Source organism: Thiemannella venezuelensis (assembly GCF_014203605.1).
Lineage (GTDB): Bacteria > Actinomycetota > Actinomycetes > Streptosporangiales > Streptosporangiaceae > Planomonospora_A > Planomonospora_A venezuelensis.
This window is the reverse complement of the sequence record NZ_JACHJJ010000023.1, coordinates 43,218-68,028: the sequence shown is the minus strand read 5'-3', so window position 1 is coordinate 68,028 and position 24,811 is coordinate 43,218. Positions and strand designations below refer to the sequence as shown.

The window sequence follows — 24,811 nt, the reverse complement described above, 5'->3', positions numbered from 1 at the left end:
GTGCCGAAGCTGAGACAGACTGAGAGGGCTCACAGGCTTCTCAGCCGGGTCTCAGGCGCGCTGCCGGAAAATGGGGCGGTCAGATGGAAGGAGGCAGGGAATGCGGGTTCTCGTCGTGGAGGACGAGCGGCGGATGGCCGCGGCGCTCCAGCGCGGGCTGCAGGCCGAGGGCTTCGCGGTCGACCTCGCGCACGACGGCGAGGACGGCCTGCACCTGGCCAGGCAGGGCGAGTACGACGTGGTCGTGCTGGACATCATGCTGCCGAGGCTGTCGGGCTACAACGTCTGCAAGCAGCTGCGCGCCGAGGAGAACTGGGTGCCGATCCTGATGCTCTCGGCCAAGGACGGCGAGTACGACATGGCCGACGGGCTCGACCTGGGCGCCGACGACTACCTCACCAAGCCGTTCTCCTACGTGGTTCTGGTGGCCAGGCTCCGGGCGCTGCTGCGGCGCGGCGGGAGCAGGCGGCCCGCCGTGCTGCGGGCCGGCGACCTCTCCCTGGACCCCGCCCGGCGCAAGGTGGCCAGGGGCGAGACGCCGGTGGAGCTGACTCCCCGGGAGTTCGCCCTCCTGGAGTACCTGATGCGCCGTCACGACGAGGTGGTCTCCAAGAGCGAGATCCTGGAGCACGTCTGGGACGCCTTCGACACCGATCCCAACGTGGTCGAGGTCTACGTCGGCTACCTGCGCCGCAAGATCGACGCGCCGTTCTCGCGCAACGCGCTGCAGACCGTGCGGGGCGCCGGGTACCGGCTGGCCGGCGATGGCGGCTGAACCGGGCTCCGGGACCGATCACCGCGCGGCCGGACCGGAGTCCGGGACCGCCCGCCGTACGGCCGGGCCGCGGTGGCGCAGGGAGGCGGGCGCCCGCCGTACGGCCGGGTGGTGGCGGCGCAGGAGCCTGCGCTTCCGGCTGACCGCGGTCGCCTCGGCCGTGCTGGCGGTGGCGCTGGCGGTCTCGGCCTACGTGATGATCGGGGTGCTCGGCCGGGCGCTGGTCGCCACGACCGACGAGTCGGTCTACCAGCGGGCCAGGGAGATCGTCTCGCTGGCCGACGCCGGGCAGCTGCCGGACGAGCTGACCTCCCCCGACGGCGTGCTGATCCAGGTGCTCGACCCCGCCGGGCGCATCACCCACGCCACCACCGGGACCGACCGGCTGGTCCCGCTGCTGGACGCGGCGGACCGGGCGGCGGCTCTCCAGGAGCGGCGGGCGCGCTTCCTGCGCGGCGCGCCGTACGGGATCCCGCACATGCTGCGCGTGCGGGTGCTCAGCGCCGACGGGGGGCGGACGGTGATCGCGGCCCGTCCCTTCGACGAGGTCGAGACCAGTCTCAGCACCGTGGGAAAGGTCCTGTTCGTCGGCACCCCGCTGCTGCTCGTGCTGCTCGCCGGGGCCAGCTGGGTGATCATCGGCAGGACGCTCCGGCCCATCGCCGCGCTGCGCCGGGGCGCCGAGGAGATCACCGGCACCGCCCGCTCCCGCCGGCTGCCGGTCCCCGAGTCCCGCGACGAGGTGCACAGCCTGGCCACCACGCTCAACGCCATGCTGGACCGGCTGGAGCGGGCCGACGCCCGCCAGCGCGCCCTGGTCTCCGACGCCGCGCACGAGCTGCGCAGTCCCCTGGCCAGCATCAGGCTCCAGCTGGAGGTGGCGCTGGGCCACCCCGGCGGGCAGGACGACTGGCGGGAGACCGCAGAGGGCGTGCTGGAGGACACCACCCGCCTGACCCGGCTGGCCGAGGACCTGCTCGCCCTGGCCCGCCTGGACGAGCGCGGCGGCGCGCTCGCGCGCAGGGAACCGGTCCGGCTGGACGACCTGGTCCCCCAGACCCTCGAACGGTACGGCCGGGCCGTCGTCTTCCGGACCGGCGACGATCCCCCGGCCCGGTCCGGGGACCGGACGGGAGGCGCCGCCGGGAACGGAACGCGGGCGGACCCCGGCGGCCCGGGCGGTGCGGTCGTGGTGGCCGGGGACGCGCTGGACCTGGGGCGGGTACTGGTCAACCTGGTCGACAACGCGCTGCGGCACACCGTCTCCCCGGTGGCGGTCGAGCTGCGGGCGCAGGGAGCGGACGCGGTGCTGACCGTCACCGACGACGGGCCGGGCATCCCGGAGGCCGACCGGGAGCGGGTCTTCGACCGGTTCACCCGGCTGGACAGCGCGCGCAGCCGGGACGAGGGCGGGGCCGGGCTGGGGCTGGCGATCGTCCGCGAGACGGTCCACGCCCACGGCGGCGCGGTCCACCTGGAGGACGCCTCCCCCGGCCTGCGCGCGGTGGTACGGCTCCCGCTGTCCTGACCCGCCCCGCCGGCCGGGTCCGGCGCCGGCTCCCGCACCGTCCGCCCGGTCTCCCGCGACCTCCACGACGATCGTCTTTCTCAATCAATCGATTGACGGATAAAGGGGGCGGGCATACCGTCTCAGGTATGGCCTCCACCGAAGGCGACCGGCCGGAGATGATCCTGCGGGTCGCGACCAGGCTGTTCGCCGCCCTCGGCTACGACGGCACCTCCACCCGTCAGATCGCGGAGGCCGCGGGGCTGAACATCGCCACCGTCAACTACCACGTCGGCGGCAAACGCGATCTCTACCTCGCGGTCATGGAGCGCGCCCACCGGGCCGAGCTGGGCGCGGTGGAGGCGGCGGTCAAGGAGCTGGCGGCCGCACCGGAGCGGGACGCGGCCGCCGCCGTGCACCGGCTGGTCGACGTCTACGTCGACTTCTGCGCCGAGAACCCGGAGATCCCCGCGCTCTGGATGTACCGCTGGCTCTCCGACGCCGCCGACGTCACCGAGCTGGAGCGGCGGTACGTCCAGCCGCTGGTCGGCCTCGTCTCCACCGCGGCCGGGTCCCTGGCCCGGCCGGGCGGAGCCGACGTGGAGTACCTGATCTGGTCGGTGATCTGGTGCACCCACGGCTTCACCAGGGGCGGCGTGCTCGACGAGGCCGGAGACCGCCGCGGCCCCGGCGACCCCCGGGCCCTGCGCCGCTTCCGCGCCCACCTCCACCAGCTCGTCCACCGCTCCCTCGGCCTTCCCGGCGACCCTCCCTGACCCCGTCCGCGTACGGACCGGAGCCGCCCTCTCCGGGCGGCCGCGCCCCTCCACCCGACCCCACCGCCACCCGACCCCACCGCCACCCGACCCCACCGCCACCCGACCCCACCGCCACCCGACCCCACCGCGCCCCCGGCCGTGCCCACGGCGGCGGGCGTTCCCCCGTACCCGCCCACCGCACCGGCTCGCGGAGCCGCCCGGCGGAAGGAGTCCCATGAACCTGCCCGACAAGGGCCGCGAAACCGGCGAGCTGCTGGCGGAGATCGCCCGGCTGAAGGAGGCCGACCTGCCGGTGCGGGGCGGCAAGGTGACCGCCTACGTCTACGACACCGGCCGCCCGGAGGTGCACGAGGCGGCGGCGCGGGCCTACTTCGAGATGCTGGAGGTCAACACGCTCGACCCGACGGCGTTCCCCAGCGTGGTGGAGATGGAGCGGCAGGTGGTCGGCGCGGTCGCCGACCTGCTCGGCGGCGGGACCGGGATCTTCACCAGCGGCGGCACCGAGTCGATCATGCTGGCGGTGAAGGCGGCCCGCGACTCCCGCCCGGTCGCGGGCCGGCCCCGGATGGTCCTGCCGGTCACCGCGCACCCGGCCTTCCACAAGGCCGCGCACTACCTCGGGCTGGCGGTGGACGCGGTGCCGGTGGACCCGGTGACGTTCCGGGCGGACGCCGCGGCGGTGGAGGCCGCGATCACCGATGACACGGTGCTCGTCGTCGCCTCGGCCCCCTCCTACCCGCAGGGCGTGATGGACCCGGTCGGGCCGATCGCGCGGGCCGCCGCCGCGCGCGGCGTGCTCTGCCACGTGGACGCCTGCGTGGGCGGGTGGCTGCTGCCCTGGCTGCGCGAGGCCGGGGCCGAGATCCCGCCGTTCGACCTGTCGGTGCCGGGGGTCACCTCGATCTCCTGCGACCTGCACAAGTTCGGCTACTCCCCCAAGGGCGCCTCGGTCGTGCTCTTCGCCGATCCGGCGCTGCGCCGCGCGGCCTACTTCGCCTCGGCGTCGTGGCCCGGCTACACGGTGATCAACGCGACCGTGCAGAGCTCGAAGTCCGCCGGGCCGCTGGGCGGCGCGTGGGCCACCCTGCAGGCGCTGGGCCGCGAGGGATACCTGGAGCTGGGCCGTACCACCCTGGCGGCGGCCCGGCGGCTGCGCGAGGGCATCGCCGCCATCGGCGGCCTGCGGGCCCTCGGCGAGCCCGAGTCGTCGCTGGTCGCCTTCGCCTCCGACGGGATCGACGTGTTCGTGCTCTCGGACGAGGCCCGCAGGCGCGGCTGGTTCCTGCAGCCCCAGCTGTCCTACGCGGGCATTCCGGCCAACATCCACATCACGGTGACCGGAGTGACGCTGGGCGGCGTGGAGGCGATGCTGGAGGTGATCGCCGAGTCGGCCGCGGCGGCCCGGGAACGGGGGCCGGTGAAGCTTCCCGAGGGGCTGGTGGAGCTGGTGGCGGGGCTGGATCTGGAGGCGCTGGACGACGCGGCCTTCGGTGGGCTGGCGGCCTCGGTCGGGGTGGACCCGGGCGGCTCGGGGCAGCCGGAGATGGCCGTCGTCAACGCGGTGCTCGACGCGCTCCCGGCCGACCGCCGGGAGGCGGTGCTGATCCGCTTCCTGTCCGCCATCTACGCCTGAGGCCGACCGTGTAACAAATGGATTTACTTCAGTCAGGATATTGAAGTGAACACTCCGGCGGCCCACCATGGGATCAGTCACCGGGACCGGGGCCTCCCGGCTGGGGCGCCGGGCGTGCGACACCCGGGCCGCCGCCGCGCGGGACCTCCCGGAGACGGCAGGACCTCCTGGAGAACGAGGCGTCCACCCCCGCCTCGACCGGACCACCCGTTCCCCCCACGGGTGGCCCGGTCCCTTTCCTCGGTCCTCACGGCATGCGGGCCCCACGGCTCCCCGGGCCCCACGGCATGCGGCCGTCGTGCCGCCGTTCCCGACGGGCCCGCGACGCCTCCGCCCGCCCGTCAGGGCAGTTCGGCGAAGCGCTCGACCTGCTCGATCTTCCCCGCGATGATGATCACGTCGCCGTAGCCGAGGACGGTGTCCGCCCCGGCGTAGGTGAACTCCTCGCCCTGCCCCTTGACGCAGACCACCGTCACGCCGTACTTGCGGCGCAGGTTGGTCTCCCCCAGCGGGACGCCGATGTAGTCCCGCGGCGGGCGGGTCTTGACCAGCGCGTAGTTCTCGTCGACCTCCATGTAGTCGAGCATCCGCCCGTTGAGCAGGTGCGCCACCCGCTCGCCCATGTCGTGCTCGGGGAGGATCACGTGGTGGGCGCCGACCCGCTCCAGGATCCGGCCGTGGTCGCGGCTGATGGCCTTGGCCCAGACGTCCTCGATCTCCAGCTCGACGAGGAGGGAGGTGGTCAGGATGCTGGACTCCAGGTCCGTGCCGATCGCCACCACCGCCCGGTAGAAGTCCGGCACGCCGAGCTGGCGCAGCGCCTCCAGGTCGGTGGAGTCGGCGGCGACCACGTGGGTGAGCCTGCCCGCCATGCTCTGGACCACCTTGGGCCGGTGGTCGATGGCGAGCACCTCGGTGCCCCGGCGGACCAGCTCCGCCGCGAGCGAGCTGCCGAACCGGCCCAGCCCGATCACCACGACGGGGTCGTTCCTGGCGTCAGGCAACGGTCGTCCTCTCTTAGGGGAGTCCCCTCAGGCGGGTGACGGCGGCGAGGGCCGCACGGGCGGAGGCCGCGTCGTGGACGCGGAACACCCGGGCGCCCTGCCACGCGGAGACGGCGAGAGTGGCCATGGTACCGGCGTGGCGCTCGTCGACCGGCAGTCCCCCGAGGGTCTCGCCGACGAAGTCCTTGTTGGAGACCGCGACCAGCACCGGCCACCCGGTGGCGGTCATCTCGTCCAGGCGGCGGCCGACCTCCAGGGAGTGGTAGGTGTTCTTGCCGAAGTCGTGCGCCGGGTCGATGAGGATCGACTCGCGGGGGACGCCGGCGGCGGCGGCCCGCTCGGCCAGGCCGGTGGTGTAGCCGATGACGTCGGCCACCACGTCGTCGTAGGCGATGCGGTGCGGGCGGGTGCGCGGGGCGACCCGGCCGGCGTGCGCGCAGACCAGGCCGGTGCCGTACTCGGCGGCGACCCTCGCGAGGCCGGGGTCGACCCCGCCCCAGGTGTCGTTGAGCAGGTCGGCGCCCGCGGCGGCCACGACCTCGCCGACCTCGGCACGCCACGTGTCGACGCTGATGATCAGATCGGGATGGCGCTCGCGGACCGCCGCGACCAGGTCGGCCACCCTGCGGATCTCCTCGGCCGGGTCCACCTCGTCGCCGGGGCCCGCCTTGACGCCGCCGATGTCCACGATGTCCGCGCCGCCGCCGACGGCCGCGTCCACCGCCTCCAGGGCGGCCTCGAAGCCGTAGGTCCTCCCCCTGTCGAAGAACGAGTCGGGGGTGCGGTTGACCACCGCCATGATCGCGAACTCGCCGGGCCGGAACTCACGGCCGCGCAGGCGCAAGATAGTCATCGGGACCGAGCCTATCGCCCGGTGCCGGAGAGGCCGGCGCTCCCACCTGCGCCGCCTCCGTGGGTTCTTCTCGAAGGGTCGTCACGGGCGGTGTGCCCGCAACCGTCCTACGCGGCCGACCCACCTTCGGCCACGGTCAGGAACTCCTGCGCGACGGCGGGCAGCCGCCGCCGCGCGTGCACGATCGCGATCACCCGGCGGACCGAGGGATCGAGCTGCCGGACCACCAGCCCGGCCCGGGCCGCCTGCTCGGCCATCCCGCGGTACCAGAGCAGGGAGGCCGCGCCCGCGCGGACCGGCCCCAGCCAGTTGCCGCGCTCCTCGGTCTCCAGGGCCGCCACCGGGGCGACGCCGTACTTGGCGAACAGTGAGTCGAACTCCCTGCGCCGGGCGCTGCCGGAGACCGGAAGCACCAGCCGCATGCCGTTGAGTCTGCTCATCGGCACCGGGTCGGGCAGGTCGAGGCCGGGCGGGGAGATCAGCACGATCTCCTGCCGCTCCAGCGGATGGCTGACCAGGTCGGTGGGGACGGGCAGGTCCGTGAGGCCGATGTCGGCCCGCTGGTTCCTGATGGCGTTCACCACGCCGTCCCGTCCGTCGCAACGGACGATGTGCACGCGCACCCCTGGATGTTCGGCGGTGTAGGCGGGGAGGATCCGTCCGGCCAGCCCCGGCTCGAGGCTGGGGGTCGAGGCGATGCGGAGCTCCGCCTCGGACGAGTGGCCGTGCGTGGACAGGGCCTCGATCTCGTGAACGGCGTCGAGCGCCTCCCGGGCCAGCTTGACCACCCGGCGCCCCTGCGCCGTGACGACCACGCCGCGCCCCGAACGGGCGAACAACGTCATTCCGAGTTCCCGCTCCAGGTCCCTGATCGCACGGGAGAGCGCAGGCTGTGCGATGTACAGCGACCTGGCCGCGTCGGTCATGGTGCGGTGCTCCGCCGTCGCGACCACGTAGCGGAGCTGCTGCAGATTCATGGCTCCGAAGCTAGGACACCGGACGCGGCCCGGTCCGGCACATCGCAGAGATCACCTCGGATGATTTCGGACCGTAGCCGAACACGGTCACATCCGTGACGGGTGGTGAATCTGTAGGCTTACGCCCTAAATTTCGCAGAGGTCCGAACGATTCGGTCTCACCGGACGACCGGGGCCATGGGATGACATCACGGCAGCAGGCGGGCAGGGCCGCCCTGCCGCCCCCTCCGTCACACGGGTCTCGGGCCCGGCTCGGGCGCCCCGCCGCTTTCCCCCTGCCCTCGTCGGTTAAACCGCCATTCACCCCACCTTGGCTATCTGTCTGTCATGTCCAGGTATGGGGGCTAGAATCCAGGGCAATTCTGTGCAATCGGGGGACCTCGGCCGTTCTGCCAGGTGGACCGGGATGAAGACCGACTAGGAAGCGGTGTGACGATGCGCCATGGGCAGGACTCGGGGGATCTCTCCGGTGAGGGCGGGAAACGGCGCCCCCGCCGGCGCGGAAGCCGCGCGGCCCGCCCCGGTGGCGTGCCGGACGTGCGGACCGACCGCACCCCCGCCCCTCCCGCGGAGCACGGCGCGGACGTCCGCTCCGCTCCCCCCGCCGCCGCGATGGCCGGGACCGGGCAGGCGGCGGTCGCCGGGGCCGGGCAGCCGGCCGGCCCCTCGGCCGGGCGGACGGAGCACGGCGCGGACCCGGGCGGCGGGACCGCCACCCGGGTGAAGCCCGCCCCGGAGCGCGTACCGCAGCCGGAGGGCGGCGACCCGGCCCGGGAGATCGGCGCCCACGGGGCCGGACCGAATCCGGCCGCGGCCCCGGCCGGCGACGGCCCCGCCCCGCGCCCCCGGTTCGCCCGGCCGCTGACGGCCGGGGCGCTCATCGGCTGGACCGCCCTGTCGGCGATCCTGCCGGGCATGGCGCACCTGCGGGCGGGGCGCCGCCGTACCGGCTACATCCTGCTCGGCGCCTTCGGTCTGCTGCTGGTCCTGGGGGTGATCGCCGGGATCGTGTTCTCCGGCGAGGGCAACACCGGCGCCGCCACCCGGGACGGCCTCCTCGGCCTGGGCGCGGGCCTGGCCGGGCTGGGCGCGCTCGGCTGGTTCCTGCTGGTGGTCTCCTCCTACATCACGCTCGGCCCCAACCGGCTCGACAGCACCGGTCAGATCGTCTCCGGCGTCGTCATCGGCACGCTCTGCGTGGTGGTGATGGCCCCCTTCGCGCTGGCCGCCAGCGCGGTGCTGACCATCAAGGAGACGGCCAACGCCATCTTCCCGAGCGAGCCGCAGGACCCGGCGGCGCCCACGTTCAAGCCCGAGGACCCGTGGAACGGGCAGGACCGGGTCAACTTCCTGCTCATCGGCGGCGACGGCGCGGGCAACCGGGAGGGCGTGCGGACCGACAGCATGAACGTGGCCAGCATCCACGTCAAGACCGGCAACACGGTCATGTTCAGCCTCCCCCGCAACCTGCAGCACGTGCGCTTCCCGCCGACCAGCCCGCTGGCCAAGCAGTTCCCCGACGGCTTCATGCGCGAGCTGCCCAACGGCGGCCTGCTCAACGAGGTCTGGCAGTACGCCGAGGACCACCCGGAGGTCATGGGCCGCAAGCACCAGGGCCCCCGGGCGCTCATGGACGCGATCGGCTACACGCTCAACCTGAAGATCGACTACTACGCCCTGATCAACATGTACGGCTTCGCCCACCTCGTCGACGCCATCGGCGGGCTGAAGATCAGGATCGACCGGGACGTGAAGTACGGCGGCTCGTTCGGCACCGCCGGCACGATCAAGGCCGGCTACCGCACGCTCTCCGGCGAGGAGGCCCTCTGGTACGGCCGCTCGCGCGTCGGCAGCGACGACTTCTCCCGGATGGCCCGCCAGCGCTGCGTCATCGGCGCCTTCGCCAAGCAGGCCACCCCGACCACCGTCCTCACGAACTTCACCAAGATCGCGGGGGTGGCCAAGAAGGCGGCCCAGACCAACATCCCGCGCGACATGCTGGAGCACCTGACCAACCTCGCCCTCAAGGTCAAGGACGCGAAGATCACCAGCCTCCAGTTCGTGCCGCCGGAGTTCTACACCGGCTCCCCGGACTGGCAGAAGATCCGCGCCGCGACCGCCCGGGCCCTGCGCCAGTCGCTCCAGCCCAGCCGCCGCTCCCTGGCCGGCCGGGCGACGGCCTCCCCCGGCACCACCGGCGCCTCTCCGGGCACCTCCGGCGCCGCCCCGACGCCGTCGCTCACCGCGCCGACCCCCAGCAGGACCCCCACCGCCAACAACAGGAGCGCCCAGTCCCTCGACGAGCTCTGCGGCATCTGACGGCCCGGACCTCTCCGGCGCGGAAAGGCCCCGCGCTCCTTCCCGGGAGCGCGGGGCCTTCGCGTCTCCCCGGCGGCCGCGCCCCGGCCCCGGGCACGGCTCAGCCCGCCACCCGGGCGCTCCTGGGCAGCAGGGCGAACGCACCCAGGTAGAGCAGGCCCGCCACGACCAGCAGCGCCTGGTAGCCGACGACCAGCGCCAGGTACTCCAGGCAGCCGCCCACCATCGCGCCCAGCAGGTTCGCGCCGAAGGCCGTCGTGCCGTCGGCGGAGTCGGCGAAGCGCTTGGCGAACACCACGTTGGCCGCGAAGATCGGCAGGAACGCCACGACCACGGCGACCACCGCGCGCAGCGGCACCGGCAGGCCCAGCAGCCAGGAGTTCGGCACCAGCCAGGCCAGCGCCAGGCCGGCCAGGAGCACGCCGTACATGGCGGGCAGCGACGGGGTGCGGAAGCGGCGGGTCACCTCCACCGCGGCGAGCACCGCGACCAGGACCCCGGCGAACACGATCGCGTTGACCACCCAGGTGGTCCCGAACAGCAGCGCGAACCCGGTCACGCTCTTGGTCTCCAGCAGCAGGAACGCCACGCCCAGCAGGAACAGGTCGGCGTAGGGGCGCATCCGGGCGTACGGCCCGGCGACCGCGCGGACCGCCAGCACGCTCACGATCAGGATGAGCAGCAGGGTGATGACGTAGATCTGCGGGATCGTCCGGTCCTTCAGGTAGAGGAAGGGCCGGTCGTCGCCGGAGGGCGGCGGGGTCTGGGCCGTCGCGCCCGCCCATCCGGCGCCGCAGGCCTGGTCGGCGGCGGCGAGCCCGGCGGTGATCACGGCCTGCTGGCCCGTCTCGCTGACGATGTCCACGCACGGCTTGTGGCCGAAGGCGGCCTGCACGGTGGAGGCGAGCCGGTCCACCAGCCAGCTCTCCCGGTAGTAGTTGTACATCGAGAAGGTGCCGCCGGGCCTGAGGTGCTCCCTGGCGGCCTCCATCGCCTCCCGCGTGAACAGGTAGCTCTCCAGCCGCAGCGAGCTGGCGCCGGAGACGAGGGTGAGCGAGTCGGGCAGCGCGAACAGGATCAGGTCGTACTTCCGGTCGGTCCGCTCCAGGAACGCGCGCCCGTCGGTGACGTGCGTGGTCACCCGCGGGTCGTCGTAGGGCCGGTCCGGATGGTAGGTCCCGCCGAGCTCGCGGAGCTTGGGGTCGATCTCCACGGCGTCCACCCGCTCGGCGCCCTTGGACAGCGCGATCGCCACGTCGGTGCCGCTGCCCGCGCCCACGATCAGCACGTCGCCCAGCCTCCCCGCCGCCGCCCGCTCGTACGGCAGGGCGTACTGCCGCTCCCACTCCAGCCGCCTGGCCGCCGGAACGGCCCGCTGGTGCGGGATCCCGTTGACCTGGATGTCCATCACCGGGACGCCCTGCTCGGCGAAGTGGCTGCGGGTCACCTTGTAGTACGGCGACCACAGGGCCCCGGCGGTCAGCGTCTCGGCCGCCAGCGCCGCGACCACCACCAGCGACGGCACGGCCAGCGCGACCCGCGCCCAGACCCGCCGCGGCCGGAGCAGGACGGCGTAGGCGAGCGCGGCGATCGCGCCCCACACCACCGGGGGCGCGCTGAGGAACGACAGGGCGGTGAACAGGCCGATGCCGGTGAGGCTGCCGATCAGGTCGTAGCGGTAGGCCTCCAGCCGCTCCAGCTCCGGGAAGCAGCGCCCGACCAGTTCGGCCGGGCCCATCAGCACGATCGCCGCGGCGGCGAAGACCACCGGCAGGATCAGCCAGGGCGGCGGCCCGGCGGTGCTGAGACTGGTCCAGTACAGCACGCCCTCGGTCTGCCGGTCGACGGTGACCGGGAAGAACAGCACGACCATCACCAGGACGGCCAGCGTGATCGGCGAGTAGTACGGCTGCCGGGTCGTGCGGCCCACCCGCAGGAACCCCAGCCCGATGCCCAGGAACGAGCCGAGCAGCACGAAGTTGGTGAAGTAGCTCAGGTGCACGATGTTCGACCCGGTCCACCGGATCAGCGCCAGCTCCAGGAAGAGCATGAAGGCGCTGGCCACGACCAGCCTCGGCCGGGTGGCCAGCCAGTGCGCTCGGACGTCGGGATGCGGAGGTGGCGTGCTCTGCGCCGCTGCTGTCATTCGTCAAACGCTAGTGATCCCTGTCCCGCCGGGGAAGGAAAATTCACTACGATGGTTTGCCGGGGTTCACCCCTGAGGGTGCTGGTGGGAGATGGTTTGAACCGGTGGACATGATCGACCGGATGAAGGAACGTGGTGGGGTGCGTTTTCCCTAACTAGCAGGTGGTGCCGCATGCGCGTCCTGATCCAGCTCCGCCCCTCGTCCGAGCTCGTCGCCGCCGTGACCGACCCGGCGGTGACGGTGTCCCCGGCCGACGTCGCCGACGGCCTGCCGGGGGTCGTCCTCGACGCCTCCTACTCCCCGGTGGCGGTGCCGCGCCCGGTGCCGGCCGCCGGGGGCGACCCGCTCTCGCTGAGCGGGCCGATGACGTTCTCCCTGGCCGCCGACGACGCCTCGGTCCTGGTCCGCGGGGAGATCTCCGACGACGAGCTGTCCACCCGCGTCAGCCTGCTGCCCGGGACCAGGACCGACGTCGTCGGCGTCTTCGCCGACCCGGTGATCGAGCCGAACATCACCTGCGGCGGCGACCCGCCGGTGGGCGACTGGCGCGACGTGGAGCGGCTGCTGGCCGTCGGGGACCTCGCGGGTGACGGCCTGGACGGCTCCGGGGTGGCGCTGGCGGTGCTCGACACCGGGATCAACCACGAGCACGTCGCCCTCCACCTGGACCGGGAGGTGACGCTGGACGGCGAGCGCAGCTGGGTCCCGGGCGGGGTGGACGGCACGCCGGGCCGGTTCGCGGTGGACCACGGCACGATGTGCGCCTTCGACGCGCTCATCGCCGCGCCGAAGGCGACCCTGCTCGACCTGCCGGTGCTGCTCTCCCAGCGCCAGGGCGGCTCGGCGCTGGACGGCCTGCTGTCCGACGCGGTCGCGGCCTTCGCCCACCTGCGCGAGGTGCTGAACGCCCAGCCCGAGGACCGCCGGGCTCTGGTCGTCAGCAACAGCTGGGGCTCGTTCTCCCCGCGCTGGGACTTCCCGGTGGGCCACCCCGGCAACTACTCCGACAACCCCGCCCACCCGTTCAACGTGATCGTGGCCAGCCTGGAGCAGGCGGGCGCCGACATCCTGTTCGCCGCGGGCAACTGCGGGCGCGACTGCCGCGACGGCCGGTGCGCCTTCCCCGACCGCCCGATCGTGGGCGCCAACTCGCACGCCTCCGTGCTGTCCATCGGCGGCGTCGACGTCAACAACGAGCGGGTCGGCTACTCCTCCCAGGGGCCCGGCCGGCTGGCCAAGCGCAAGCCGGACGTCTGCTCCTACACGCACTTCTCCGGTTCCAAGGCCTTCGGCGACGACCAGCCCGACTCCGGCACCTCCGCGGCCTGCCCGGTCGCCGCCGGTCTCGTCGCCGCCGTCCGCACCCAGTGGCCCGCCTCCCGGCTGTCCCCCGCCCAGCTGCGCACCCTGCTGCGCCGTACCGCCGACGACCGCAGCACCGCCGGTTTCGACTACGACTACGGCTACGGCATCACCGACTCCAAGGGCATCCTCGCCGCGCTGCGCCGGAGAAAAGACGCGTAGCGTAGGGTCCATGTTCCTCGTCACGGTACGGCTCCCGCCCGAGGCGACGCTGGCTCAGGCCGTCGAGCGCCTCGGGCTCTCCGAGGAGGAGGTCGACACCGGCTACGGCCTGGTGCTGATCGATCCCACCCAGGGCCTGTACGGCCTGCGCGTGACCGAGGCCGCCGCCCGCCGGATCGACCCGGCCACGGGCGAGGGCCCCTACTCCGACCCGCCCATCGAGCCCTTCGGCCCGCCCCGGTAGATCCGGCGCGGGCCGTCCTCGTCCTGAAGCCGCCGGATGTGCCGCCGGAGGCCGGCGGGGAACCATCGCCCACCTAGCGCTTGCTACGATCACCGTGAGGCGGCCGCGGCGTGCCGCCCGGGAGCGGGAGACCACCGTGGGCACACGTCTCGTCGAGAGGCTCAAGCCGTTCTTCCAGTGGCTGGCGGCCACCGACGTGTTCATGAAGGCCGGGCCGAAGATCGTCCCCCGGATGGACCGGGCCGTGCACCGCCTCACCGGCGGCCGGGGGGTCATGAGCGACCGGATGATCCCCACCCTCCTGCTCACCACGACCGGCAGCAGGAGCGGCGAGCCCCGCGTCTCCCCGCTCGCCTGCCTGCCCGAGGAGGACGGCTCCTTCCTCGTGGTCGGCTCCAACTTCGGCCGGGAGCACCACCCCGCCTGGAGCGGCAACCTGCTCAAGACCCCGCGGGCCTCCGTCTCCTTCCGCGGCAGGGAGGCCGAGGTCACCGGCCGCCTGCTGGAGGGCGAGGAGCGCGCCGAGGCGTGGCCCCGGCTGCTGCTGATCTGGCCGGTCTACGACCGCTACACCGAGAAGTCGGGCCGCGAGCTGCGCGTCTTCCGCCTCTCCCCCGACCGCTGAGTCCGCGGGCGCCCCGGCGGGGCCGGCCGGCCCGGGCGGTCACGTGCGCGGCGGCCGGGCGGGGCCGTCCGGAGCGCCGAAGAGCGGGATCAGCCGGTCGGCGTCCAGGAACACGGTCATGCCCCCGATCAGGCCGTCGGACACGTCGAGGACGACCAGGCCGAAGGGGGCGTGGACGCCGTCCGGGCCGGGTCTCGTCTGCCAGAACGCCGGCGAGCCGTTCGCCTCCGCCGGCACGAGGCGCGCGCCCGCGCAGGACGCCTCCGGGTCCAGCAGCGCCCGCCTGATCTGGTCACGGCCGCGCAGCCACCAGGCGAAGGGAGGCATCGACATCGTGGCGTCCTCGTGCAGCAGGGCCACGAGGGCGGCGACGTCGTGCCGCTCGAACGCGGCGCAGTAGCGGGCGAGCAGGTCGCGCTGGGAGGGGTCGGACGGCCGGAACGGCTCGCCCGGCGCGACGCCGACCGCTCTGATCGTGGACCTCGCCCGCTGCAACGCGCTCGTCACCGAGGCGACCGTGGTCTCCAGGAGCTCCGCGACCTCCCCGGCCTGCCAGGCCAGCACGTCGCGCAGGATCAGCACGGCCCGCTGCCGGGGCGGCAGGTGCTGCAGCGCGGCGACGAACGCCAGGCGGATCGTCTCGCGCCGCACGGCCGTCTCCTCCGGGCCGCCGTCCGCCGGCAGCACGAGGCCGTCGGGAACCGGGTGGATCCAGGCCCGCTCCGGCAGCGGCCCGCCGATGTCCGCCCCGGCGTCCGCCGCCCGGCCGAGGTCCATGGCCAGGGCGCGGCGCCGCGCGCTGCGCAGCATGTCGAGGCAGACGTTGGTGGCGATGCTGTAGAGCCACGTGCGCAGGGACGCCCGCCGCTCGTCGTAGCGGGCGAACGACCGCCAGGCGCGCAGCAGCGTCTCCTGCACCGCGTCCTCGGCGTCGAAGCCGGAGCCGAGCATCCGGTAGCAGTAACCGGTCAGTTCGGCCCGGAACGGCTCCAGCCGGAGGCCCGCGCCGGTCGGCGTCCTCACCATGCCCCGACGATATGCGCCGCCACCGACACCTCGCGGGCCGGACCGATGACTTCCGGGCTTCCCGCCCGTACCCCGTAGGGGGACCCACCCCGTGAACGTGTGCACGCGACAGTGCGAACATCCCGGACAGGAGATCATGATGGCCGAGGACGACCTTCGGAAGGCGGTTGCGGCGGAGCGCGGCGAGCTGGCGGACCTGCTCGCCGCCCTGCGGCCCGAGCAGTGGGACGCTCCCACGCTGTGCGACGGCTGGAGGGTGCGCGAGGTCGTCGCCCACATGACGATGCCCTTCCGCACCTCGCTCGGCAGGACGCTGGTGGAACTGGCGAAGGCCCGCGGGAACATCGACCGCATGGCCGACCGGTGCGCGCGCCGCGACGCCGCCCGGATGCCGCCGGAGAGGCTGCTCGCCTCGCTGCGGGACAACGTCGCCCACCCGTGGACGCCTCCCGGCGGGGACGTCCGGGGAGCGCTCGCGCACGACGTCATCCACGGGCTCGACATCACGGTGGGGCTGGGACTCGGCCGCGGCGTCCCGCCCGGACGCGTCGCCGCGGTGCTGGCGGGCCTGCGGCCGAAGAACATCGCGTTCTTCGGGACCGACCTCTCCGGGGTCTCGCTGCAGGCGACCGACCTCGACTGGAGCCACGGCACGGGAACCCCGGTCCGGGGCCCGGCGCAGGACCTGCTGCTCGTCGTCTGCGGGCGGCGCCTGCCGCCCGGCCGGCTCACGGGCGAGGCCGCGGCGCGGTTCTCCCGGTAGCCCCGGGGGCGGCGGGCCTCCCGGCCGGGCTCCGGCCGGGAGGTCCCCCTCCCGCGGACCGCGGCCGGTCAGCGGGAGTAGAACTCCACGACCATCTGCTCGTCCACCGGGACCACGATCTGCTCGCGCAGCGGGCGGCTGACCACCGTGAAGCGCAGGTCGGCGTGGTTGACGTCCAGGTAGGAGGCGATCCGCTCGTCGGCGTAGATCCCCTCAGCCGCGGCGACGAACGGCTGCATCGCGCGGGACCGCTCCCGCACCGCGATGACCTGGCCGGGCTTGACCAGGTAGCTGGGGATGTCCACCTTGCGGCCGTCGACGGTGATGTGGCCGTGCGCGACGTACTGGCGGGCGGCGTAGATGGACGGCGCGAGGCCGGAGCGCAGGACCAGGGAGGCCAGGCGGCTCTCCAGCAGGACCACCAGCTCGGCGCCGGACCGGCCGGGGCTGCGCAGGGCCATGTCCCAGTAGCGGCGCATCTGCCGTTCGGAGACGTCGTAGTACCAGCGGAGCTTCTGCTTCTCCATCAGCCGCAGACCGTAGTCGCCGGTCTGGCGACGGTTGGTCTTGCGGCCGTGCTCGCCCGGCGGGTAGGGCCGCTCCTCGAAGTAGCGGACGGCCTTGCGGGTGAGCGGGACGCCGGCGCGGCGGGAGAGCCGCACCTTGGGTCCGGTGTAGCGCACGATCGCTCCTTGTGGTTAGGTGTGCCTTACTGAGGTAAGGCTTACCTTAGACGTAACCGCCACCCGATCTCAAGGAGAGCCGGTTCATGCAGCACCCCGTCACCGCTCCGCCGATCCCCGAGCGGGTCCGCACCCTCGCCGCGACCGCCGCGCCCACCCATGTCTCCCTCGCGGGCACGGCCAGGCCCGCGATGCCCGCCCGGGGCGGCGTGGACGGCTCCGGCCGCCCGGTGCTGCTGGTCGTGCCCGGGGATCCGCTGCACGGCGCACGGGAGGAGCCGGTGGTGACCGTGGACCTGACCGCGAGCCGCTCGCTCGGCGGGGCCGAGCTCTCCCGCGGCCTGCTCAAGGTGCAGGGATGGGTGCAGGCCGTACCCGCCGGAGAGCTGCGCGAGACCGCGGTCGCGATCGCCGAGCGCTGCCCGGACGAGGCGCTGTTCGAGGCCGTGGAGCGTCCGGAGGCCGCCGACGGCCCGCGGCTGCTCCGCGTCGACGTCGGCCAGGTGGTCTACCTCACCGGGCCGGAGTCCGGCGTGCTGGACGCCGAGGAGTATCTCGACGCCGCACCCGACCCGCTGCTGGCCGACGCCGAGCGCATGATCCGCCACATCAACGGCGCCCACCGGGACCGGCTGGAGAACGCGCTGGCCTCGCTGATGGCCGCTCCGGTCACCGACGCCTGGCTCTGGGAGCTGGACCGGTTCGGCGTCACCGTGCGCTCGGGCGCCCTCGACCGGCCGACCCTCGTCCGCCTGCCCTGGCCCGCGCCCGTCGCCGACGCGGGCTCCCTGGAGGCGGCCCTGCACTGCCTGCTCTGCCACCACTGAAGACGCCCACCGGAGACTCCCGCGGGCGCGGCCGGGTGAACCGCCCTCCACGGCCGCGGGTTCCCGTCGGCCTCCCCGGCCGTGCCCCGGGACGGATCCGCGGGACCCCGCCGCCTTGCCCCCTCCTTTACCGTGCCCTCCGCGCGTGGCCCGCATCCGGCGGGCAGAGAACGAGATAGAAGTGGCCGGGAGACACCGGGGAGAGCGGGAGAGGTCGACGACGATGATTCCTGTCCCGCCCGACGAGTCCGAGCGGCTGCAGGAACTGGCGGAGCTGCACGCGCTGGACGCCCCGCTGGAGCCGGACTTCCAGGCCATCGCCGATCTGGCCGCCTACACCTGCCGGACCCCGATCGCGCTGGTCACCCTGGTGTCCGGGGACGGGCAGCACTTCCGGGGGCGTACCGGCTTCGACGTACCCGAGCTGGACCGGCGGATCGGGTTCTGCCCGTACGTCGTCTCCGGCCGCAAGCCGCTGGAGATCCCGGACATGCTGGCGGACCCGCGTTTCCGGGACGACCCCCTGGTCGCCGGGGAGCCCCACGTGCGCTACTACGCGGGGGCGCCGCTGTTCGGCGGCCGGGGCCACGCGCTGGGCACGGTGTGCGTGCTGGACTACCGCCCCCGGCGGCTGGACCCGGAGCAGCGGCGCATCCTGCGCACCCTGGCGGGTCAGGCCGCCGCCCTGCTCCAGCTGCACCACCACGCCCGCCAGGCCGGCGAGGTCGCCCGGCGGCTGCACGACGTGGAGGAGCTCAAGCAGCAGTTCCTGCGCAGCGTCAACCACGAGCTGCGGACCCCGCTGACCTCGATCCGCAGCTACCTGCAGCTCGTCCAGGACGGCGGGCTGGACGAGGGCACCGAGCGGAGGTTCCTGGGGGTGATCGAGCGCAACAGCGACCGCCTGCTGGACCTGATGGACGAACTGCTCCTGATGGCCAGCCTCAACGCCAACACCGCCGTCTTCACGCCGGACCGGGTGAACCTGTCCGCCGTCGTCCGCGAGGCGGTGGACGTCTCCGCGGCGAAGGCCGGGCACAAGAACCAGGCCCTGCGCCTGCACGTGCCTCCCGACGCGCCGGTCTGGGCCGATGCCGGACGGCTCCGGCACGCCCTGGTCCACCTGCTGGACAACGCGGTCAAGTTCACCCCCGCGGAGGGGGCCATCGACGTCACCGTCACCGCCGGCCCCGGCCCCGGTCCCGGTCCCGGCCCCGCTCCAGGTCCCATGGTGGAGATCCACGACACCGGGGTCGGCATCGGCGCCGAGGACCTGGAGCACGTCTTCGAGGACTTCTACCGCGCCCCGGAGGCGGAGAACCAGGCCGTCAGCGGCACCGGCGTGGGCCTGGCCATCGTCAGCAAGATCATCCAGCTGCACGGGGGGAGCATCCACATGGACAGCACGCCGCACGAGGGGACCTGCGTCCGCATCACCCTGCCCGCTCCGCCGGGGCCGTAGCGGAGCCCGGGCCGCGGTCCCGGGGCGCCCGCGGCGGCCCCGGGCGCCCTCTCCCCGCCGGGCGCCCGGACTCCGCCCTCCGGCGCCGGGTACGGCCGGCGGCCTACCGCCTCGCACCGGACACGGCCAGCGGCCTACTGCCTCGCGCTGGGCACGGCCAGCGGCTGCGACGGCGCCTTCTCCTTGGCCTCGGCCATCCGGTCACTGAGCTCCTGGAGCCTGTTGCGGCCCATCGCCTTGCGCACCTCGGGGAACCACTCGTTCTCCTCCTCCTCGACGTGGTGGCGGACGTTCTCCATGAGGACGGAGACCTTGGCGTCGAACCGCTCGTCCCGGGGGTCCATGTCCTTGAGCTCCGAGAGCATCCAGACCACCACGTGGTGCTCCTCGATGCTCTCCAGGACGTGGTCGGAGACCTCCGGCGCCTCCGCGCGGACGGTGGGGTAGAAGATCTTCTCCTCGATGTAGGTGTGGGCGGTGAGCTCCTCGATCATCTGGTCGACGAGCTTGCGCTTCTCGTCGTAGGCGTCCTCGCCCGCCTTCTCGAACTGCTTGAACAGCTTCTCGACGGTCTTGTGGTCGTCCTTCAGGAGCACGATGGCGTCCACGGCGTTCCTCTCCCGGGTCGGATGGGGTCAGGGGTTGAGCAGGACCTTGACGGCCCCGTCGCGTTTCTTCTGGAAGATCTCGTAGCCGTGCGGGGCCTGGTCCAGGGGGAGCCGGTGGGTGGCCAGGTCCATGACCCCCAGCGGGTCGGCGTCGTCGGTCACCAGCGGCATCAGGTCGTCGATCCAGCGCTTGACGTGGGCCTGGCCCATGCGCAGGGTGATGCCCTTGTCGAACATCCGCAGCATCGGCATCGGGTCGGCCATGCCGCCGTAGACGCCGCTGACCGAGATCGTGCCGCCGCGCCGTACGGTGTCGATGGACTGGTACAGGGCGGCCAGCCGGTCCACGCCGGCGTTGGACATCAGCGGGGCGGCGATCGCGTCCGGCAGCAGGCCGGCGAGCGTCTGGGTGAACTTCGCCACCGGGGAGCCGTGGGCCTCCATGCCGACGGCGTCGATGACGGAGTCGGTGCCGCGCCCGCCGGTCAGCTCGCGGACCGCCTCGGCGACGTTGGAGGTCATCGAGGCGTCCAGCACCTCGATGCCGTGCCGGCGCGCCATCGCCAGCCGCTCCTGCACCCCGTCGACGCCGATCACGCGGTGGCCGAGGTGCTTGGCGATGCGGGCGCTCATCTGGCCGATCGGGCCGAGCCCGAAGACCGTGACGCTGCCGCCGTCGGGGATGTCGGCGTAGGCCACCGCCTGCCAGGAGGTGGGCAGCACGTCCGACAGGTAGACGAACCGCTCGTCCGGCGGGCCCTCGGGCACCTTGATCGGGCCGAACTGGGCCTGCGGGACGCGCAGGTACTCCGCCTGGCCGCCGGGGACCTCGCCGTACAGCTTGGTGTAGCCGAACAGCGCGGCGCCCGTGCCGTGGTCGCGGACCTGGGTGGTCTCGCACTGGGCGTACAGCTGCATGCCGCACATGTGGCAGTGGCCGCAGGAGATGGTGAACGGGATGACGACCCGGTCGCCGGGCTTGATCTGCCGGACGTCGGCGCCGACCGCCTCGACGATCCCCATCGGCTCGTGGCCGAGGACGTCCCCCTCTCCGATGAACGGGCCCAGGATCTCGTACAGGTGGAGGTCGGAGCCGCAGATCGCGGTGGTGGTGACCTTGATGATCGCGTCGGTCGGTTCCTTGATCGACGGGTCGGAGACCTCCTCGACCCGTACGTCGCGTTTGCCGTGCCAGGTGACGGCCTTCATGGTCTGTCTCCTCTTCGATCCGGCCGGAAAGGGGTCGTCTACCCGCTCGCCGGCGGGCAAACGGTCAGCGCAGCCGGGGCAGGACCTCCTTGGCGTAGAAGTCGAAGAAGGCGTCCTGCTCCTCGCCGATCTGGCTGATGTAGACCTCGTCGAAACCGGCGTCGAGGTACTGCTTGATCGCCTCGACGTGGACCTCGGAGTCGGGGCCGCACGGGGAGCCCTTGCTCGCCTCCTCCTCGGTGACCATCTGGGCGAGCTGCTCGAAGTGCCGGGGCAGCGGGAGCAGCTGGGCCGCCTCGCCCTGGACGCCCTGGGTCGGCCAGAGCCGGTGCACGGTCTTGCGCGCCGTCCCCTCGTCCTCGGCGTAGCAGACCTTCAGACCGCCCTGCACGGTCTTGCCCGCCCCGCCGGAGGTGCGGAACTTCGCGACCATCTCGGCCGAGGGCCCGGTGGTCATGTACCCGTCGGCGATGCGCCCGGCCAGTTCCACCGACTTCTCCCCGAAGCCGGACATGTAGATCGGCGGCGGCTCGTCGGGCAGCGTGTAGATGCGGGCGGTGTCCACGTCGTAGTGCTCGCCCCGGTGCGTCACCAGCTTGCCGCTCCACAGCTCCCGCATGATCTCGACGGCCTCCTCGAGCATCTCCAGCCGCTCCTCCGCCGGGGGCCAGCGGGAGTCGACGATGTGCTCGTTGAGCGCCTCGCCGGTCCCGACGCCGAGCCGGAACCGGCCGCCGGTCAGCACGGCGCTGGTGGCGGCGGCCTGGGCGATGACCGCCGGGTGGATGCGGACCAGCGGGCAGGTGACGGCGGTGGTGATCGGCAGCGAGGTCGCCTCGGCGATGGCCCCGATCACCGACCAGACGAACGGGCTCTGGCCCTGCTCGTCCAGCCAGGGGTGGTAGTGGTCGGAGATCCACAGGGCCTCGAACCCGGCCTGCTCGGCGAGCTTCGCCTGCCGGACCAGCTCCTTGGGTCCGTGCTCCTCACTCGACAGGAAATATCCGAACTTAGCCACACTTACCTCCTTGTCCTGAGCTGCACGGACTTCCCCATACCCCCGGTGAAAAGGACAAACAATCACTCCAGCGCGGACAGCTCCCGGAGCGGCGTCAGCTCCTCCCGTACGGCGCGCAGCCGTACCGGGTCCCCGCCCAGGTCGGCCACGTGCTCCCAGGGGACGAGCACGCTCCCCCGGTGCAGCGCGCGGACGGCCGTGCGGACCAGCCACGGCCCCGTCCCGGAGATCGCCCGCTCGTAGCCGAACAGCTGCCCGGTGTGCCGGGGGACGACGATGAGACCGCTCACCGCGAAGGCGTGCTGGACACGGCCGAGCAGGGGGCCGTCCTGCGTCAGCCGTACGTCCGCGACCTGCCCGACCACCTCGCCCGAGGCGTCCTGCACGGCGCGGCGGATCAGCCCGCTCAGCCGCATGGCGGGCTCCCGCTCCGGAGCCGGTGCCGGAGGGCGGCCGGTTCCGGGGCCGGGGGCGGGTTCCGCCTCCCGCCCGGGTGCGTGGTTCGCGCCCGGGATCCTGGAGACGACGTGCTCGCGGGTCCAGCGCTCCAGCGCCAGCTCCGGCCTGCTCCTGTCCACCGTCACCGCGCTGCCCACGCCGGTGACGTGCGCCATGTCGATCCGGTGCGGTCCGGGGCGCTCCTCCGGCCGGAGCAGCTCCGTCACCGCGACCATCATCCGGCCCGGCACCCCGCCGACCCGCGGGCCGAGCGCGAGCGGACCGGCGAGGATCGCCGTGACGTACGGCCTGCCGTCCTCGCCGGAGGCCAGTTCCAGGTCGTCGGCCTTGCACAGCAGCCGCCCGTCGCCCTCCCGCACGACCTGCCGGTCGAGCAGGTGCAGGAGCGCGTGGATCACCCGTGCCCGCACCGTCCCGCCTCCGTCCGCCCCACCGTCACCACCGCCACCGTCACCGCCGCCTCCATCTCCGCCGCCTCCATCTCCGTAGCCTCCGCCACCGTCACTGTCCCGCCTTCGTCGCGAGCATCAGCGGGACGGCCGCCGCCGACACCACGACGAGCAGCACCATGTACACGCTTCCCAGGAGGTTGGAGAACCTGCCGTTGACATGCCCGCCCATGTAGTCGGCGTCGTTGGCGACCATCAGGACCGGCAGGTAGGTGAGCGGAAGCGCGGCGGCCGAGAAGACCAGCGAGTACTCGGTCACCTTGATCGGGTCCAGGGTGGTGAGGATCAGCGCGGTCGCCACGACCATCGAGACCAGCAGGGCCGCGTGGAAGCGCGCGGCCTGCACCGGCCGCACGTACTTGCCCCACTGCCAGCCGAAGTACTGGCTGAGGGAGTAGGCCGACGAGAGCGCGGTCTCCAGGGTGGCGCCGAACGTGGCGGCGAAGACTCCGAAGATCACCAGGGCGAGCCCGATCTGGCCCGCGCCGAGCGCGACCGGCAGCACCATCTGGCCGAGGCTGTCGACGTGCGCGGCGTCGGGCAGGAAGACCGTGGCGGCGCAGGCCGCGATGGCCAGCGAGAGGAACCCGCCCAGCGGGAAGCCGACGAACACGTTCGCCCGCGAGACCGCCAGGTCCTTGCGCGTCCAGTGCTCCTCCACCCCGCCCGAGGAGAAGAAGAACACCTCGTAGGGGGTCATCGCCCCGCCGAGCAGGGCGATGGCGTAGTAGAAGTAGGTCGGCGCGCCCTCGTCGGCGGGCACGGAGGGCCGGGCCGCCTGCTCCAGCAGGCCGCCCCAGTCGGGCTCCAGCCGCCACAGCGCGACCGCGAACACCACCAGTGCCAGCCCCATCAGCCCGAAAAGGCGCTCCATGTGCTCGAACTTCACCCGCCACATCACCAGCCAGGCGGTCAGCGCCACCGCCGGCACCCAGAGCAGGTAGTCCACCCCGGTGGCCAGCTCCAGGGCCAGGGCCGCGCCGCCGATCTCGGCGGCCAGGGTGAGCACGTTGACCATCAGCGACGCGCCGAGGTTCACCAGGCCGGTCCGCGGTCCCAGCCGCTCGCGGACGAGGTCGAAGACCGGCCGCCCGGAGACGGCGGCGATGCGCCCTGCCATCTCGGCGAAGACGCAGATGCCGACGACGCCGACCACGACCACCCAGGCCAGCGACATCCCGAACCGGGAGCCGACGAGCGCGTTGGCCACCAGGTCGCCGATGTCCACGAACCCGCCGAACGCGGTGAGGATGCCCAGTGTGACGGCGAGCGCCTTCTTCACCGGCGCCCTCCCCGCCGCTCCGCGCCGCCGGCCCTCACCGGTGCTCCTCGGCGAACCCGCGGAGCTCCTCGTGCAGGGCCGCCAGCTCCCGTACGGCTCCCGCCCGGTCCTCGACCCCCTGCCTGCGGACCTGGAGGAGCAGCCCGGCCAGCTCGTCCTCGGCCCTGCCGGTCAGGACGAGGAGCTCCTCGCCGACCGCGTCGGACCCCTCGTCCGGCGGCTGGACCCCGGCGAACTGCCCGTTGACGCTCCGTACCGAGGTGACGGCCTCGGTGAGCAGCACCTTCAGGTACGGCGTGCTCAGCCGGTCGCCGCCCTCGACGGCGCGCCGGGCGACCGCCACGGCGGAGGCGACGGACTCGGCGCTCGCGGCGGCCTTGAGCCCGTAGTCGCGGCCGTCCCAGGCCGGGCTGACGCAGCCCGCCAGCGAGGCCGCGGCGAGCAGACCGGCGGCCAGGGCGGCGGGCAGGGTTGCGGGCAGGGCCGGCGGGCGCCGTCTCACGTGCGGCCCCGTCTCAGCAGGAAGTAGGCCAGCACGCCCAGGAGCGCGGCGAACTGGGCCCACGCCAGGAGGAGGACCAGACCTTCGTCCGTCATGGACTCCGGCTACCCCATGATCGGCTCGTTAGACGTCGGCG

At 73.3% G+C, this 24,811-nt stretch carries 23 protein-coding genes; 11 read left to right on the top strand and 12 right to left on the bottom strand.

All coding sequences use genetic code 11. The annotated features are described in order from the left end of the window. Positions 1 to 100 precede the first annotated feature (100 nt). The 4 genes from FHS22_RS28085 (at position 101) to FHS22_RS28070 (ending at position 4,694) form a co-directional block, all read left to right on the top strand. Positions 101 to 775 (top strand): response regulator transcription factor, encoded by a 675-nt coding sequence (locus FHS22_RS28085; RefSeq protein ID WP_184946491.1) that lies wholly within the window; start codon positions 101 to 103, stop codon positions 773 to 775. Then, a complete protein-coding gene (locus tag FHS22_RS28080; RefSeq protein ID WP_184946489.1) occupies positions 765 to 2,303 on the top strand; it encodes a sensor histidine kinase in 1,539 nt (512 codons plus the stop codon). Before FHS22_RS28085 ends, FHS22_RS28080 begins: the two co-directional genes overlap by 11 nt. 128 nt (positions 2,304 to 2,431) lie before the next feature. Continuing rightward, positions 2,432 to 3,058, top strand: coding sequence for a TetR/AcrR family transcriptional regulator (locus FHS22_RS28075; RefSeq protein ID WP_184946487.1), 627 nt, complete (start codon positions 2,432 to 2,434; stop codon positions 3,056 to 3,058). Between the two features lie 217 nt (positions 3,059 to 3,275). Further along, positions 3,276 to 4,694: a pyridoxal phosphate-dependent decarboxylase family protein gene (locus FHS22_RS28070; RefSeq protein ID WP_184946485.1), complete on the top strand. Its 1,419-nt coding sequence runs from the start codon at positions 3,276 to 3,278 to the stop codon at positions 4,692 to 4,694. 341 nt (positions 4,695 to 5,035) lie between these two features. On the opposite strand, the gene FHS22_RS28065 is transcribed toward FHS22_RS28070, so the two are convergent. The 3 genes from FHS22_RS28065 to FHS22_RS28055 form a co-directional block, all read right to left on the bottom strand. After that, the gene (locus tag FHS22_RS28065; protein WP_184946483.1) at positions 5,036 to 5,698 is read right to left on the bottom strand and encodes a potassium channel family protein; all 663 of its coding nucleotides are present in this window, start codon (positions 5,696 to 5,698) and stop codon (positions 5,036 to 5,038) included. 13 nt (positions 5,699 to 5,711) lie between these two features. Further along, entirely contained in the window at positions 5,712 to 6,551 is an 840-nt protein-coding gene (gene folP, locus FHS22_RS28060; protein ID WP_184946481.1) for a dihydropteroate synthase, read from the bottom strand. Between the two features lie 107 nt (positions 6,552 to 6,658). Further along, positions 6,659 to 7,528, bottom strand: coding sequence for a LysR family transcriptional regulator (locus FHS22_RS28055; RefSeq protein WP_184946479.1), 870 nt, complete (start codon positions 7,526 to 7,528; stop codon positions 6,659 to 6,661). Between the two features lie 537 nt (positions 7,529 to 8,065). Here FHS22_RS28055 and FHS22_RS28050 point away from each other — a divergent pair. Next, positions 8,066 to 9,847: an LCP family protein gene (locus FHS22_RS28050; RefSeq protein WP_338047991.1), complete on the top strand. Its 1,782-nt coding sequence runs from the start codon at positions 8,066 to 8,068 to the stop codon at positions 9,845 to 9,847. Positions 9,848 to 9,947: 100 nt separating this feature from the next. On the opposite strand, the gene FHS22_RS28045 is transcribed toward FHS22_RS28050, so the two are convergent. Continuing rightward, the gene (locus FHS22_RS28045; RefSeq protein WP_184946478.1) at positions 9,948 to 11,993 is read right to left on the bottom strand and encodes a spermine/spermidine synthase domain-containing protein; all 2,046 of its coding nucleotides are present in this window, start codon (positions 11,991 to 11,993) and stop codon (positions 9,948 to 9,950) included. 172 nt (positions 11,994 to 12,165) lie between these two features. Here FHS22_RS28045 and FHS22_RS28040 point away from each other — a divergent pair, with 172 nt between their 5' ends. The 3 genes from FHS22_RS28040 to FHS22_RS28030 all read left to right on the top strand — a co-directional run bounded on the left by FHS22_RS28040 (position 12,166) and on the right by FHS22_RS28030 (position 14,387). Continuing rightward, positions 12,166 to 13,518 carry a S8 family serine peptidase gene (locus FHS22_RS28040; protein WP_184946476.1) on the top strand — a complete coding sequence of 451 codons (1,353 nt, stop codon included), beginning with the start codon at positions 12,166 to 12,168 and terminating at the stop codon, positions 13,516 to 13,518. 10 nt (positions 13,519 to 13,528) lie between these two features. After that, positions 13,529 to 13,762 carry a hypothetical protein gene (locus FHS22_RS28035; RefSeq protein WP_184946475.1) on the top strand — a complete coding sequence of 78 codons (234 nt, stop codon included), beginning with the start codon at positions 13,529 to 13,531 and terminating at the stop codon, positions 13,760 to 13,762. Positions 13,763 to 13,898: 136 nt separating this feature from the next. Next, a complete protein-coding gene (locus FHS22_RS28030) occupies positions 13,899 to 14,387 on the top strand; it encodes a nitroreductase family deazaflavin-dependent oxidoreductase (RefSeq protein WP_338047990.1) in 489 nt (162 codons plus the stop codon). A 39-nt stretch (positions 14,388 to 14,426) separates the two neighbouring features. Here the strand turns inward: FHS22_RS28030 and FHS22_RS28025 are convergent, their stop codons facing one another. Beyond that, the gene (locus FHS22_RS28025; RefSeq protein WP_184946473.1) at positions 14,427 to 15,413 is read right to left on the bottom strand and encodes a sigma-70 family RNA polymerase sigma factor; all 987 of its coding nucleotides are present in this window, start codon (positions 15,411 to 15,413) and stop codon (positions 14,427 to 14,429) included. A gap of 139 nt (positions 15,414 to 15,552) precedes the next feature. Between FHS22_RS28025 and FHS22_RS28020 the strand changes: the two genes are divergently transcribed. Continuing rightward, positions 15,553 to 16,176, top strand: a complete 624-nt coding sequence (locus tag FHS22_RS28020) for a maleylpyruvate isomerase family mycothiol-dependent enzyme (protein WP_184946471.1) — start codon at positions 15,553 to 15,555, stop codon at positions 16,174 to 16,176. Positions 16,177 to 16,244: 68 nt separating this feature from the next. Here FHS22_RS28020 and rpsD read toward each other — a convergent pair whose 3' ends face one another. Continuing rightward, complete coding sequence (rpsD, locus tag FHS22_RS28015) at positions 16,245 to 16,859, bottom strand: 30S ribosomal protein S4 (RefSeq protein ID WP_184946469.1); 615 nt, start codon at positions 16,857 to 16,859, stop codon at positions 16,245 to 16,247. A gap of 86 nt (positions 16,860 to 16,945) precedes the next feature. Here rpsD and FHS22_RS28010 point away from each other — a divergent pair, with 86 nt between their 5' ends. Further along, complete coding sequence (locus tag FHS22_RS28010; protein WP_184946467.1) at positions 16,946 to 17,686, top strand: DUF2470 domain-containing protein; 741 nt, start codon at positions 16,946 to 16,948, stop codon at positions 17,684 to 17,686. A 223-nt stretch (positions 17,687 to 17,909) separates the two neighbouring features. Next, positions 17,910 to 19,148: a GAF domain-containing sensor histidine kinase gene (locus FHS22_RS28005; RefSeq protein WP_184946465.1), complete on the top strand. Its 1,239-nt coding sequence runs from the start codon at positions 17,910 to 17,912 to the stop codon at positions 19,146 to 19,148. A gap of 134 nt (positions 19,149 to 19,282) precedes the next feature. On the opposite strand, the gene FHS22_RS28000 is transcribed toward FHS22_RS28005, so the two are convergent. The 6 genes from FHS22_RS28000 to FHS22_RS27975 form a co-directional block, all read right to left on the bottom strand. Further along, positions 19,283 to 19,756, bottom strand: coding sequence for a hemerythrin domain-containing protein (locus tag FHS22_RS28000; protein WP_184946463.1), 474 nt, complete (start codon positions 19,754 to 19,756; stop codon positions 19,283 to 19,285). 27 nt (positions 19,757 to 19,783) lie between these two features. Then, positions 19,784 to 20,965, bottom strand: coding sequence for a zinc-dependent alcohol dehydrogenase (locus tag FHS22_RS27995; protein WP_184946462.1), 1,182 nt, complete (start codon positions 20,963 to 20,965; stop codon positions 19,784 to 19,786). A 64-nt stretch (positions 20,966 to 21,029) separates the two neighbouring features. After that, positions 21,030 to 21,983 carry an LLM class F420-dependent oxidoreductase gene (locus FHS22_RS27990; protein ID WP_184946460.1) on the bottom strand — a complete coding sequence of 318 codons (954 nt, stop codon included), beginning with the start codon at positions 21,981 to 21,983 and terminating at the stop codon, positions 21,030 to 21,032. Positions 21,984 to 22,045: 62 nt separating this feature from the next. Then, on the bottom strand, positions 22,046 to 22,852 hold the full coding sequence (locus tag FHS22_RS27985; RefSeq protein WP_184946458.1) for a hypothetical protein: 807 nt from the start codon (positions 22,850 to 22,852) through the stop codon (positions 22,046 to 22,048). 91 nt (positions 22,853 to 22,943) lie between these two features. Beyond that, a complete protein-coding gene (locus FHS22_RS27980) occupies positions 22,944 to 24,173 on the bottom strand; it encodes an Nramp family divalent metal transporter (protein ID WP_184946456.1) in 1,230 nt (409 codons plus the stop codon). 34 nt (positions 24,174 to 24,207) lie between these two features. Next, on the bottom strand, positions 24,208 to 24,675 hold the full coding sequence (locus tag FHS22_RS27975; RefSeq protein ID WP_184946454.1) for a hypothetical protein: 468 nt from the start codon (positions 24,673 to 24,675) through the stop codon (positions 24,208 to 24,210). Between the last annotated feature and the right edge of the window lie 136 nt (positions 24,676 to 24,811).

What these genes read in the sequence shown, in the direction of transcription:
- FHS22_RS28085 (WP_184946491.1), top strand. Translation starts at nt 101, where the DNA reads ATGCGGGTTCTCGTCGTGGAGGACGAGCGGCGGATGGCCGCGGCGCTC.
- FHS22_RS28080 (WP_184946489.1), top strand. Translation starts at nt 765, where the DNA reads ATGGCGGCTGAACCGGGCTCCGGGACCGATCACCGCGCGGCCGGACCG.
- FHS22_RS28075 (WP_184946487.1), top strand. Translation starts at nt 2,432, where the DNA reads ATGGCCTCCACCGAAGGCGACCGGCCGGAGATGATCCTGCGGGTCGCG.
- FHS22_RS28070 (WP_184946485.1), top strand. Translation starts at nt 3,276, where the DNA reads ATGAACCTGCCCGACAAGGGCCGCGAAACCGGCGAGCTGCTGGCGGAG.
- folP (WP_184946481.1), bottom strand. Translation starts at nt 6,551, where the DNA reads ATGACTATCTTGCGCCTGCGCGGCCGTGAGTTCCGGCCCGGCGAGTTC.
- FHS22_RS28055 (WP_184946479.1), bottom strand. Translation starts at nt 7,528, where the DNA reads ATGAATCTGCAGCAGCTCCGCTACGTGGTCGCGACGGCGGAGCACCGC.
- FHS22_RS28045 (WP_184946478.1), bottom strand. Translation starts at nt 11,993, where the DNA reads ATGACAGCAGCGGCGCAGAGCACGCCACCTCCGCATCCCGACGTCCGA.
- FHS22_RS28040 (WP_184946476.1), top strand. Translation starts at nt 12,166, where the DNA reads ATGCGCGTCCTGATCCAGCTCCGCCCCTCGTCCGAGCTCGTCGCCGCC.
- FHS22_RS28035 (WP_184946475.1), top strand. Translation starts at nt 13,529, where the DNA reads ATGTTCCTCGTCACGGTACGGCTCCCGCCCGAGGCGACGCTGGCTCAG.
- FHS22_RS28025 (WP_184946473.1), bottom strand. Translation starts at nt 15,413, where the DNA reads ATGGTGAGGACGCCGACCGGCGCGGGCCTCCGGCTGGAGCCGTTCCGG.
- FHS22_RS28020 (WP_184946471.1), top strand. Translation starts at nt 15,553, where the DNA reads ATGGCCGAGGACGACCTTCGGAAGGCGGTTGCGGCGGAGCGCGGCGAG.
- FHS22_RS28010 (WP_184946467.1), top strand. Translation starts at nt 16,946, where the DNA reads ATGCAGCACCCCGTCACCGCTCCGCCGATCCCCGAGCGGGTCCGCACC.
- FHS22_RS28005 (WP_184946465.1), top strand. Translation starts at nt 17,910, where the DNA reads ATGATTCCTGTCCCGCCCGACGAGTCCGAGCGGCTGCAGGAACTGGCG.
- FHS22_RS27995 (WP_184946462.1), bottom strand. Translation starts at nt 20,965, where the DNA reads ATGAAGGCCGTCACCTGGCACGGCAAACGCGACGTACGGGTCGAGGAG.